The sequence below is a fragment of the Oceanobacillus profundus genome, from assembly GCF_003515705.1.
Classification (GTDB): domain Bacteria; phylum Bacillota; class Bacilli; order Bacillales; family Amphibacillaceae; genus Oceanobacillus; species Oceanobacillus profundus.
In genome coordinates, this window is sequence record NZ_QWEH01000003.1 from 190,811 (window position 1) to 202,766 (window position 11,956).

10 protein-coding genes are annotated in these 11,956 nt (G+C 38.8%); all 10 read right to left on the reverse strand.

Annotated features, from left to right (window positions below; all coding sequences use genetic code 11):
• Positions 1–89: 89 nt before the first annotated feature.
• The 10 genes from spoVM to coaBC all read right to left on the reverse strand — a co-directional run bounded on the left by spoVM (position 90) and on the right by coaBC (position 11,379).
• Positions 90–173, reverse strand: a complete 84-nt coding sequence (gene spoVM / locus D1B32_RS06545; protein ID WP_095308552.1) for a stage V sporulation protein SpoVM — start codon at positions 171–173, stop codon at positions 90–92.
• Between the two features lie 40 nt (positions 174–213).
• Positions 214–864 carry a thiamine diphosphokinase gene (locus D1B32_RS06550; protein WP_118888943.1) on the reverse strand — a complete coding sequence of 217 codons (651 nt, stop codon included), beginning with the start codon at positions 862–864 and terminating at the stop codon, positions 214–216.
• Between the two features lie 5 nt (positions 865–869).
• Positions 870–1,526 carry a ribulose-phosphate 3-epimerase gene (rpe, locus tag D1B32_RS06555; RefSeq protein WP_118888944.1) on the reverse strand — a complete coding sequence of 219 codons (657 nt, stop codon included), beginning with the start codon at positions 1,524–1,526 and terminating at the stop codon, positions 870–872.
• Positions 1,527–1,528: 2 nt separating this feature from the next.
• Positions 1,529–2,410, reverse strand: coding sequence for a ribosome small subunit-dependent GTPase A (gene rsgA / locus D1B32_RS06560; RefSeq protein WP_118888945.1), 882 nt, complete (start codon positions 2,408–2,410; stop codon positions 1,529–1,531).
• 4 nt (positions 2,411–2,414) lie between these two features.
• Positions 2,415–4,577, reverse strand: a complete 2,163-nt coding sequence (gene pknB, locus D1B32_RS06565) for a Stk1 family PASTA domain-containing Ser/Thr kinase (protein WP_118888946.1) — start codon at positions 4,575–4,577, stop codon at positions 2,415–2,417.
• The gene (locus tag D1B32_RS06570; protein ID WP_095308546.1) at positions 4,574–5,332 is read right to left on the reverse strand and encodes a Stp1/IreP family PP2C-type Ser/Thr phosphatase; all 759 of its coding nucleotides are present in this window, start codon (positions 5,330–5,332) and stop codon (positions 4,574–4,576) included. Before D1B32_RS06570 ends, pknB begins: the two co-directional genes overlap by 4 nt.
• 111 nt (positions 5,333–5,443) lie before the next feature.
• Positions 5,444–6,787: a 16S rRNA (cytosine(967)-C(5))-methyltransferase RsmB gene (gene rsmB, locus D1B32_RS06575; RefSeq protein WP_095308545.1), complete on the reverse strand. Its 1,344-nt coding sequence runs from the start codon at positions 6,785–6,787 to the stop codon at positions 5,444–5,446.
• A 1-nt stretch (position 6,788) separates the two neighbouring features.
• The gene (fmt, locus tag D1B32_RS06580) at positions 6,789–7,733 is read right to left on the reverse strand and encodes a methionyl-tRNA formyltransferase (protein WP_095308544.1); all 945 of its coding nucleotides are present in this window, start codon (positions 7,731–7,733) and stop codon (positions 6,789–6,791) included.
• 32 nt (positions 7,734–7,765) lie between these two features.
• A complete protein-coding gene (gene priA / locus D1B32_RS06585; RefSeq protein ID WP_095308542.1) occupies positions 7,766–10,174 on the reverse strand; it encodes a primosomal protein N' in 2,409 nt (802 codons plus the stop codon).
• A 2-nt stretch (positions 10,175–10,176) separates the two neighbouring features.
• Positions 10,177–11,379: a bifunctional phosphopantothenoylcysteine decarboxylase/phosphopantothenate--cysteine ligase CoaBC gene (gene coaBC / locus D1B32_RS06590; RefSeq protein ID WP_095308541.1), complete on the reverse strand. Its 1,203-nt coding sequence runs from the start codon at positions 11,377–11,379 to the stop codon at positions 10,177–10,179.
• Between the last annotated feature and the right edge of the window lie 577 nt (positions 11,380–11,956).

Here is an 11,956-nt window from a genome sequence, read left to right on the forward strand (position 1 = left end):
ACCGGATGCAATGCACCTGGTGCTTTTTAATGTTTAGGAAACTATAAGTGCGTGTACAAAGATGAACGAAAACCTTCTAGCTTAGGCAATTATTTTTCTTTTTTAAACATCCCAATTACAACTTTTACAAATCCACCGACAAATCTTGGAAGTTTAATCGTATAGAATTTCATAAGTAGGGACCCCTCCTGTTTTACAATTCAAACATACCGTTCAAATCGTATCACCACTCTTTACTAGTAATACTATGCCTTTATCAAATGAAAAAGTACCTTTTTTTGAAAGAAGCTTGTTTGAGATGCAAAGTGTTGATCCCCATGAAATAGTTGTATTCGATAAAGGATAATAAAATCCAGATAAATAAATCCCTTCCACTTCTTTTGTAAAAGGGATTAAAGATATATAGGGGTATGCTTCATGGTTTTCTATTGTATGTATACCAGGAGACAGCATTTCTATTTGATTGGATTGATCCACAATAACAGCTTGAATACCCTTATTTAAAATAGTATATAGCAACTGAATATTAATTAATTCATGATCCAGCCTGCCACCGGTGACACCAAATAAATATATTTTACTGGGGTTCATTGCATATGCTCGATTTAATGCAATTTCCATGTCTGTTTCGTCTTTTTCGATTGGATGCCTTTCCATGTATGCAGCATTTTTGGAAATTACTTGTCTTTCATGTTTATCAATTGAATCAAAATCACCAACAGCATATTCTAACGGAATTTTTTGCTCAGCTATCAAATATGCACCACGATCAGCACCAATCCAGCTATCGATCTTGTCTTTAAACAAATGAAGATTGGGAACCAAACCGGATGGTCCGTTCCCTACTATTGCTACTACTTTCATCATAATTACCCTTTCGTTGCATTACGTATCGCTTGAATCGCTTCACGTCGATCAGCTTGTCCAAAAACAGCGCTGCCAGCTACTAAAACATCAGCACCTGCATCGGTACACAATTTTGCAGTTTCTGGGTTTACACCCCCATCAACTTCAATCTCAAAATCTAGATTTAATTCCTTACGCCACATGGATAATTTTTCAATTTTCTCTACTGCTTCGTGAATAAATGACTGTCCTCCAAAGCCTGGGTTTACTGTCATAATTAATATAAGTTCTACTTCATTTAAAATAGGTTTAAGCATTTCTACTGGTGTTGCTGGATTAATTACTACCCCAGGCTTTACATCATTTGCTCTAATTAGCTGAAGTGTACGGTGGAGATGTGTACATGCCTCTTGATGTACTGTTATGATGGCAGCACCAGCCTCAGCAAATACAGGAATGTACGGATCCGGGTTTTCAATCATTAAATGGACATCCAGCGGCAGGCTTGTAACTGGCTTGATTGCGTCGACAATTAACGGTCCAATTGTAATATTAGGCACGAAATGTCCATCCATTACATCAACATGGATATAATCCGCCCCGCCTTTTTCAACATCGATTATTTCTTCACCTAGTTTGGCAAAGTCTGCCGATAGAATAGATGGTGCAATTTTAGTCATAATTAATACCTCGGCTTTCGTGATTGTATTTCTTCTAGAAAACTTAAATAATGATCATAACGGAAGCGCGCAATATCGTTCGTTTCCACCGCTTCCTTAACAGCACATTTAGGCTCTTTATAATGCATGCAGCCTCGGAACTTACAATACTCTTGTATCTCCCTCATTTCAGGAAAACAATCTGATAATGATTCTGCTTCGATTTCATTAAAATCAAGCACACTGAAACCAGGTGTATCTGCTACAAGTCCACCATTTACCTGCATCAGTTCAACGTGTCTTGTCGTATGCTTTCCTCTACCAAGACTTTTAGATATCTCTGCGGTCTTTAGCAATAAAGATGGCTTTAATACATTTAAAAGCGTTGATTTTCCAACACCTGATTGTCCTGCAAAAACAGATACTTTATTCCTGAAGTAATGCTTCAATTCAGGAAGCAAATCTTGTTGCTTGGATGAAATTAATTCGACAGCATAACCAATTTTCTTATATATAGCTTGATATGCTTCAATGTCATGACGTGCTTCTGCAGAAACTAAATCAATCTTTGTGATAAAAATAACCGGCTCTATTTCCTTCGATTCTATTAACACTAGAAAACGATCCAATAACAGAGTGCTAAAATCCGGAGAAGCAGCAGAGCTAACAATTATCGCTTGATCGATATTTGCTATCGGTGGACGAACGAGTTCGTTCGTTCTTTCTTTAATCTCCATAATATATCCTTCGCCGGGATTGCTTTCCTCGAACTCTACAAAATCCCCAACAAGCGGGGTGATTTTCCGATTCCGAAAAACACCCCGACCTTTGCAGGAGTAAATCATATTATTTGATTTCACATAATAAAATCCACTTAAAGCTTTAACAATTCTTCCTTCTGCCATCGATTCACTCCTCTTCGCCATCATAGGAAACCGTTCTGTTTCGTATGACTTCGTCGTCTCTAGTAATTGTATATTCCGCTTCACTATCAGGGGCAATCGTTAATGTAAACTCAAACTCACGATCTTCTGTAATTACTTCTTCCCTGTACACATCTGATATTTCGTTGTTTGCATCTCCAATATAAATGCGAACAATCTGTTCTACGGGTTCTGAATCTTCTTCCTGATTTCCTTCGTTCCCTCGGTTCCCTTGGTTCCCTTGGTTTCCTTGGTTTCCTTCGTTTCCTTGGTTACCTTGATTACCTTCGTTTCCTTGGTCTTCCTCATCGTCCTCTGTTTCAGGATTGTACGGAACAGTAAGACTTATTGTGTGTGATCGTGGTGGCCTTGCTTCAGGTCCACTCGAAATATACACGTTAACCGTTGAACCTTCTTCCACTTCAGCTCCAGAGGCTGGATCTTGTCTAATGACTTCTCCTTCAGGAACCGTTTCAGAATTTTCTTTTATCACATTCATAACAAGATTTTCACCTTCTAAGTAAGACCTTGCCTCATCTTCCGTCATTCCTGCGAGGTTATTTAATCTAATCGCTTCTGGCCCAATGCTGACCTCAAAAATAACTCTTTCTTCACTTGGTACAACTTCACTTCCTGGTTCTGGCTGAATTTGTGTTATAATTTCGCCCTCTGGATTATCAGAATGCTTTTCAATGGTTATTATATTCGTAAAGCCTTCATCCTCCAGTAATCGATTCACCTGGCTAAAATCGCGTCCTACATAGTCTTCAAATGTCACACGTTCTTTTCCTTGGCTTACAAATAGTGTAACAGTACTACCTTCTTTCGCAGATCTTCCGGCCTTTGGATCCGTTTGTACGACTAGACCCTCTTCAATTTCATCTGAGTATGTCTCCTCTTCCTCAACAATAAATTTATCTGCTTCCAGTACTTCCCGTGCCTCTTCAACTTCCATCTCCGAAACATCCTTGACAATAATGTCCTTCGGCTGCATCAGATCGGGAATTATGAACATTGCTGCTATACCTGCTGCAAGAAGAAGTAACACAACGATTATGATAATCCATTTTTTCTTGCCACGTTTTTTCTTAGGCGGCTTCGTTTTGGCTGGTTTTTTGTCCTTTATTTTCTTCGTTTTCTTAGCCTTTTTGCCTGCATTCTTTTCTGCTGGATGATCTTCAGGATAATTTTTTGTGCCATCATCGAATTGATGAACTAATGTAGCCTGATCCATATCCTCTTCTATTTGCTGATCTGTAATAATCGGAATTGCCTTTGTTTCTTCTCCAACCTCGACTGGTGGAGCGTATAAAGGCTCATTCAGCTTATCGGGATGTAATGCATTTTCAATTGCTTCCTCTAGCTCATAAATATTTTCATACCGATGAAATGGATCTTTTGCAGTCGCCTTCAAAACAATATTTTCTACACTTTGTGGAATATCTTGGTTAAACCTTCTTACAGATGGTGTATTCGTCTGTAAATGTTTTAATGCAATTGATACAGGAGATTGTCCTGAAAATGGAAGTTTACCTGTTAATAGCTCATAGAGAACAATTCCAATTGAATAGATATCTGACTTTTTTGTTGCCATACCGCCTCTGGCTTGTTCTGGAGATAAATAATGAACCGATCCGAGTATTGAATTTGTTTGCGTTAAAGATGTTGCACTTAACGCAATAGCAATACCAAAATCAGTTACTTTCACCTGGCCAAAGCTGTTAATTAAAATATTTTGCGGTTTAATATCGCGATGTACAATATCGTTTGCATGAGCATGCGCAATTGCAGATATTAGTTGCTTCATAATATCCAATGCAACACGCACATCAATTGGACCATTATTTTGTATGTATTCCTTTAGTGTCATTCCGTCCACATATTCCATAACCATATAGAGGACTTGATCCTCTTCACCTACATCGAAAATATTAACGATATTCGGATGGGAGAGACTTGTAGCTGACTGCGCTTCCCGGTCAAAGCGTGCAATAAATTCTTCATCATGGATATACTCCATACGCAACGCTTTTACTGCAACATCACGGTTTAAAATCGTATCCCGTGCAAGGAATACATTCGCCATTCCACCTCCGCCAATTTTTTCAATTATCTTATAGCGCTCATTTAAAAGGTGACCACTTCTCATTCATCTTCACCCGCTTCCAACGAAGATCCATGTTGTAAGAGAATAAGTGTAATATTATCTTCTCCGCCTCGTTCATTGGCTAATCTGATCATCTCCAAGCCTGTTTCTTTCAAGTCTCCCGTTGCTGTTAAATAAGCAGCCATTTCCTGTTCACTCAGCTTATCGGACAAACCATCAGAACAGAGGAGTAGCTTATCTCCTGCCTCCCATTCTACGGTTAATATATCTTCTGAAACAGTTTCTTCCGTACCCACAGCCTTCAATATTATATTTTTCCTTGGATGCCATTCTGCATCTTGTTCTGAGATTTGTCCCGAACGTAATAGCTCATTTACTAATGAGTGGTCTTCTGTCACTTGTTTAAAACCATTCTCATTTAAAAGGTAGCCACGGCTATCACCTACATGTGCGATGGTTAAAAATTCGTCTGTACAAATGGCCGCAACAATGGTCGTGCCCATTCCCTCACATTCCTTGTTTTGCAACGAATGTTCATATATAGATTGATTCACATCTGAAATGGTATCCGATAGCCATACTTCGGCTTTATCTGGAGCATTTACGCGATCTGTTGTTTGCCATTTTTGTTTCATTAATTTTGTAGCAAGCTGACTCGCTACATCTCCCGCCTGATGACCACCCATTCCATCAGCGATAATCGCAATTAGCTGATCATCTGTATTATAAAATAGACCACCTGAATCTTCATTATGAGCCCGAATCTTACCACGATCTGTTAGAAAATAACCTTCCATCTTATTCCCCCCTTGCTTTCAAGTAATATATACGTAAATTACGTGTTATTTTCAGGTTAAAAACGTCATTTAAAGTATTGCACAATTTTCCCAATAAAAGAACCAAATTTATTAATTTTTTTTCAAGCGTGTTAAGAAGAATCCATCCGTCCCATCATGAGGAAATAACTGTAGACCAATATCAGTTATTCCTTGTGCATACTTTAATGTAGCTGGTAATGTTTCAAAAAACGTTTCATCGATTTGAAAGTCATGCTGATTAGCTAGGAAATTTTGCACTACTTTTTCATTTTCTAACACATCGACTGTACATGTGCTATAAATCAACAATCCGTCTTTTTTAAGCAATGGTGCTACATGTTCAAGTATTTCCGATTGAATTACCGCTAACCTTTTGATATCTTCTTCGTTTTTATGATATTTGATTTCTGGCTTTCCACGGATTACTCCTAATCCAGAGCAAGGAGCATCAATCAAAATTCGATCAAAGGTAGCTTCCTCATAGAGTTCATCAAGCTTTCTAGCATCGCCAGGTTTAGCATCAATAATCGTCAAATCCAGTTGATGCGCTTTATCATCAATAAGCTTAACTTTCTTTTTGTGCAGGTCAAATGCATGAATATCCCCTTCATCCCGCATTTTTTCAGCGATGTGCGTTACTTTACCGCCTGGTGCGCTACATGCGTCCAGTACTTTCATGCCTGGTTCTACTTCTAACATTTCTGCAACAAGCATCGAGCTTTGGTCTTGAATTGTTACATAGCCTTGTCGAAACAATTCCGTATGCAGAATGTTCCCTTTTTCCACAATAATACCTTGTTCTGAAAAAAGAGATGCTTTTGTTTCAAAGCCAAGATCTTCTAAACTGCGCATCGCTTTCTCTCTCGTAATCTTCATCGGTTGAATTCGAATGGCAATCGGCTTTTTCGTCAGATTGGCTTCACACATCGCTTTAACCGTTTCATAGTCATACATTGTCATCCATCGTTCCACAAGCCATTCGGGATGGCTTGTCCCGATAGAGAGCCTTTTTGCATCATCTTTGATCCCTTTTATATCTGGTACACCGTTACGCTGTATATTACGTAATACACCATTAACAAAAGAAGCAATTCCTTTATGACCACGCTGTTTTGCAATTTCCACTGCTTCATGAATTATTGCATGATCAGGAACTTTATCTAGGTAAACCATTTGATACACAGACATTCGTAATAGCATACGAACCCAGGCATCCATTTTCTTATTTTTCTTCACAAAACTGTCTAAATAATAGTCTAAAGTCATTTTCCGCTGAATTGTACCATAAACAATTTCTGTTAATAGCCCTTCATCTTTTGGAGCAATTCGCTTGGATTTCATCTCATTGTCGATTAGTAAATGGCTGAATCCACTATCTTTCTCAATGCGAAGTAATAAATCCAGAATTGTGTTTCGCAGCTGATATACTGTCATATTATTCACCTAATACCGTTCCAATTTTAATACGATCTTCTGAAGCTTGCAGGTAATCTTTTACAAACATTCGCTTCTTGCCTGCGGGCTGAATTTCTGTTACATTTATCCCTTTTTGGTTCCCACAAACAACGACAAATCCTTCTGTACCTATTTTTTCAACAATTTCACCCGGAGTTCTTCCGTCGTATAGTGTCTCAACGGGATTTCCCCACCAGATTTTCATCACATTTCCTTCATATGTCGTAAATGCAACTGGCCATGGATGCATGCCGCGGATTTGATTGTAAATAGCGATGTTATCTTGGTTCCAATCAATTTTTTCCTGTTCTCTTTTAATGTTTGATGCAAACGTAGCTTTTGAGTTGTCTTGTTTTTTTGGTTGCAATTCATTTAAGAAGAGCTTTGGCAAGGTCTCCATTAAAAGCGATGCGCCTGTTTGCGATAATTTATCATGCATTGACCCAACATGATCATCTCGTTCAATCGGAACTGCTCGTTGCGTGAGAATATCTCCAGCGTCTAATTTTTCAACCATGTACATAATGGTAATTCCTGTTTCTTTCTTTCCTTCCATGATTGCATAATGGATTGGAGCTCCACCACGCAATTCTGGTAATAATGATGCATGTACATTAATACAGCCATATGGTGGATTTTCAAGCAATTCGTTTGGCAGCAACTGGCCATATGCAGCAGTTACGATCAAATCTGGATTGTAGGATAGAATTTCTTCGTATTCATCCTTAAGTTTTTCTGGCTGAAATACTGGAATATTTGCTTTCTCTGCTTCTACTTTAACTGGAGGAGGCGTAATAACACGCTTTCTCCCTTTAGGACGATCTGGTTGTGTAACAGCTAGCACAACTTCATATTCAGAATTAATTAGTGTTTGTAAAACCGGAACAGAGAAATCCGGTGTACCCATAAAAACAATTCGTTTCATTTTATAGCCTTCTTTCTATTCAATAGCTTGTCTTACATCATATGGTAAGGTTGCATATCGACGGTAATTAGCAAATCGTTTTTCCGTATGTCGTCTGCAAAAATAGCTTTTAATTTATTTAAATAGGTTCGTAAGTTTGGTTCGTTTCTATATTTTATCATGCATTGATAGCGATATCTATCTTTGATCCGCGGAATAGGAGACGGTGTCGGCCCTAATAATACCGTTCCATCTCCGACATGCTGCGAAAGCATTTGGACAATTTGTTGTGTTGTCTGGACAGCTTTCACTTGATTCTCATGAGAAACCGTTACAAGTGCTAAAAAATAATAGGGTGGATATTGAAAAGCTTTACGCATAGCCATTTCCCGTTTATAAAAGGTTTGGAAGTCATACTGACTTGCCAGCTCAATACTATAGTGCTCTGGTGTATATGTTTGAACGATTACCGTTCCAGGAAGTTCATGCCTTCCAGCACGACCGCTTACTTGCGTTAACAGTTGAAATGTTTTCTCTGATGAACGGAAGTCTGGAAGGTGCAGCATTGAATCTGCTGTCAGAACACCAACTAGTGTAACATTCTCAAAGTCTAGCCCCTTCGCAATCATCTGTGTTCCTAATAATATATCTGCTTGCTTTTCCCCGAATTGCTTTAACAGCTTTTCATGTGCGCCTTTTCTTCTAGTAGTATCAACATCCATACGAATCACTCTTGCTTCAGGTAGAAGCTTTGTTAATGATTCCTCCACACGTTGTGTCCCTGTACCAAAATAGCGAATTAAATCACTTTCACATTCTGGGCAGACAACAGGTACCCTTTCTTCATAAGAACAATAGTGACATTTCATTTGATTACTGTTTTTATGATACGTTAAAGCTATATCACAATGTGGACATTCTTTTACATGTCCACAGTCTCGACACATGATAAAAGTTGAATAGCCTCTTCGGTTAAGCAACAATACGATTTGTTCCCTATTTTCAAGGCATTGTTCCATCTTTTCCATTAAGTCTCTGGAAAACATTGTACGATTTCCAGCATGTAACTCCTGCCGCATATCAACTATCTTCACTTCCGGCATGTCCATCTGATTCGTCCGCTCACTTAAAGTTGCTAGCTGGTAAACGCCTTTACTGGCTCTTGCATAAGATTCTAAAGCTGGAGTGGCACTTCCCAAAATAACTGGGCAGCTATTGGTTTTCCCGCGATGAATAGCAACATCACGCGCATGATAGCGTGGCTGATCCTCTTGTTTATAGGTCGTTTCATGTTCCTCATCAATAATAATAATTCCTAAATTCTCGAATGGAGCAAAAACGGCTGAACGAGCCCCGACAACGACTTTCACTTCTTTTCGCTGAACTTTGCGCCATTCATCATATTTTTCTCCTGCTGAAAGCGCACTATGCATTACAGCAACCATGGAGCCAAACCTGCCTTTAAACCGGTTGACCATTTGCGGTGTTAATGAAATTTCCGGCACAAGTACAATTGCTTCTTTCCCTTTATTCAAGACTTCTTGAATCGCTTGTAAATAAATTTCTGTTTTACCACTGCCTGTAACCCCATGAATCAGGAAAACATCATGCTTGTCCGCTTGAACTGCATCATTAATCGGTGCAATTGCCTCCTCTTGTTGTTTGGTTAAAGTCAGTGGTGTTGTTCTCTCGAATTCACGATTTTGATAGGGGTCACGCATTACTTCCTGTTGGTAGGTTTCCAGCAAACCTTTATCAACGAGCGTCTTAACTGTACTTTTGGTGGTCCCTACTTTCTTTAATAATTCCTGCTGTTCAATCGGCTTTTCATATTCCATAAAAAACGAAAGGAGGAGTTTTTGCTTTTTCGCATTTTTGTTTAAATCGTGTAATGCTTCCTCTAACAAGTACATATCTTTTGTAGGTTTAACCATTGTTACATGCTTTTTGGTAATACGAGATTTCACAAGATAATCAACGGAAATATCTCCTGCTTCAATTAACTTTTGAAGCTGGTAGTAACGAATAGAGGCTGCTTCAAACTCCGCAAATGGAATGTAGTCTCGACCAGCAAATAATAGTTCAAACGCTTCAGGAAGCTGCTCCTCTGTCATACGCACAAGTTCCTTCTCATAGGTCGACTTTAATACTTGCGGAAGCATTGCTTGTAATGCAGTAATCGATAAGCTAAGCGTCTCATTAGCCACCCATTTTCCGAGTTCAAGCAATTCTTCTGTCAACACTGGTGTGAAATCTAAAACATTTATGATTTCTTTTAGTTTGGTAAAAGAAGATTCACTTACTCTATCTACAACAAACCCCATGATTTTACGGGGGCCAAAGGGGACAATTACACGCATCCCTACTGTAAGCATTTCTTGAAATTTTTCAGGTATTACATAGTCAAACGTTTGGTTCGTTGAACTTGACGGTACATCAACAATAACTCTAGCTATATTCAAATTCATTCATCCTTCATATCACGGTCAATAAATTCTAAGATTCTTGCTGCTACTTCCCTTTTTGAAGCTATAGAAACCTCATCTTGATGCATCGCTTTATTTAAATAGGTCACCATATTGGTATCCCCTTCAAAACCCGCACCTTCTGCTGATACATCATTCACAACGATGGCATCTAAATGCTTCTGCAATAACTTTTTCTCTCCGTATTCGAGTGGGTTATTTGTTTCAGCAGCAAACCCTACCAAGAATTGATTTGTTTTCATTTCACCAAGTGATTTTAGAATATCTTTCGTACGCTCCATTTCAATTTGCCAATTACCATCTTGTTTTTTAACTTTTTGTTCATGTACAAGTTTTGGTCTGTAATCTGCTACAGCAGCAGCTTTTATCACAATATCTTGGTCTGCAAAATGTGCGTGCATTGCTTTATACATATCTTCAGCAGTCAATACGCTAACCCGTTTAACCTTTGGGTGTGAAATACGCTCCGAAACAGGACCAGAAACAAGTGTCACTTCAGCACCTAGTTCTGCAGCAACTTCTGCAAGTGCATAACCCATTTTTCCTGAGGATCGATTTGTAAAAAAGCGTACAGGGTCAACCTTTTCACGTGTTGGACCAGCCGATATTAGCACCTTTTTTCCGGCAAGCATTTGCTCTTTAAGCTGATGACTTTCAACTGCTGCAATTATACTTTCAGGTTCTTCTAATCGACCTTTTCCAACATACCCGCAGGCTAAGTAACCTGCTCCGGGTTCGATAAAGTGGTAGCCCCAATCCTCAAGTTGTTTCATATTTTGTATAACTGCAGGATGGGCATACATATGAACATTCATTGCAGGTGCAATGTAAACATCCGCTTCCGTAGCCAATAGTGTTGTTGATAACATATCGTCAGCAATGCCATTTGCAAGTTTACCAATTATATTTGCGGTCGCGGGTGCAATAATTGCAATATCTGCCCAATCTGCAACGTCAATATGAGCAATTTTTTTTGGATTTTTTTCATCGAATGTATCAATATATACAGGGTTTCTTGATAAAGCTTGAAACGTTAATGGTGAAACAAATTTAGCTGCACTTTCTGTCATCATTACTTTCACATTTGCGCCTTTTTGAGTTAATTTACTGGCAAGCGCACATGCTTTATACACGGCAATTCCACCAGAAACTCCGAGTAGAATATTTTTTTGATTAACCATTTATTTTACCCCTTTCAAACCTAATATCTAGTTGGAAACATCCCTAAAACATACTATCCTTGTACTTAAGCAAGTTTAGTAAAAAATTGGACTACGAGTACTTTTCCTATCAAAATAAAGTTGTTGTTTTTACATAACAGGATTAAACTGCGAACAAATGTGCGATGGGGTATAGAGCCTTTGCACTGCTTTGGAAATACACTTCGCTCGTACTGGCTTATTGGCTATTACAACAACGTTATCAAAAACAAAAGCGTTGCTCTAACCAGTCCGGATGAGCGTAGGCCGGTGACTCCTCTAAAATAAAAACCAATTTTCTTCGTGCGATGTAAAAGCTGACGGAGCATTCCTTGTCCTGCGGGAATAACACGTGTCTGAAAACTCACGGGAAGTGGTTTTCTTCCGGAAAGACTGAAGCCGTGCGCTAAGGTGCGCATCCGTCTGAAGCGATTCCGGACGGCGACAGTTGCTCCTACCAAAGCAGTTAGTTCGCAATTGCCTTCAAATGCGATGATATGTAGTTACACTATTAATTATTATAAGCACTACCTTAGGCTCAGTTGGTTTTCTGTCAATT

Bases quoted from the DNA above. Each gene is read 5' to 3' on its own strand.
- D1B32_RS06570 (WP_095308546.1), bottom strand. From the start codon at position 5,332: ATGGAAGGTTATTTTCTAACAGATCGTGGTAAGATTCGGGCTCATAAT.
- rsgA (WP_118888945.1), bottom strand. From the start codon at position 2,410: ATGGCAGAAGGAAGAATTGTTAAAGCTTTAAGTGGATTTTATTATGTG.
- rpe (WP_118888944.1), bottom strand. From the start codon at position 1,526: ATGACTAAAATTGCACCATCTATTCTATCGGCAGACTTTGCCAAACTA.
- pknB (WP_118888946.1), bottom strand. From the start codon at position 4,577: ATGAGAAGTGGTCACCTTTTAAATGAGCGCTATAAGATAATTGAAAAA.
- coaBC (WP_095308541.1), bottom strand. From the start codon at position 11,379: ATGGTTAATCAAAAAAATATTCTACTCGGAGTTTCTGGTGGAATTGCC.
- D1B32_RS06550 (WP_118888943.1), bottom strand. From the start codon at position 864: ATGAAAGTAGTAGCAATAGTAGGGAACGGACCATCCGGTTTGGTTCCC.
- rsmB (WP_095308545.1), bottom strand. From the start codon at position 6,787: ATGACAGTATATCAGCTGCGAAACACAATTCTGGATTTATTACTTCGC.
- fmt (WP_095308544.1), bottom strand. From the start codon at position 7,733: ATGAAACGAATTGTTTTTATGGGTACACCGGATTTCTCTGTTCCGGTT.
- spoVM (WP_095308552.1), bottom strand. From the start codon at position 173: ATGAAATTCTATACGATTAAACTTCCAAGATTTGTCGGTGGATTTGTA.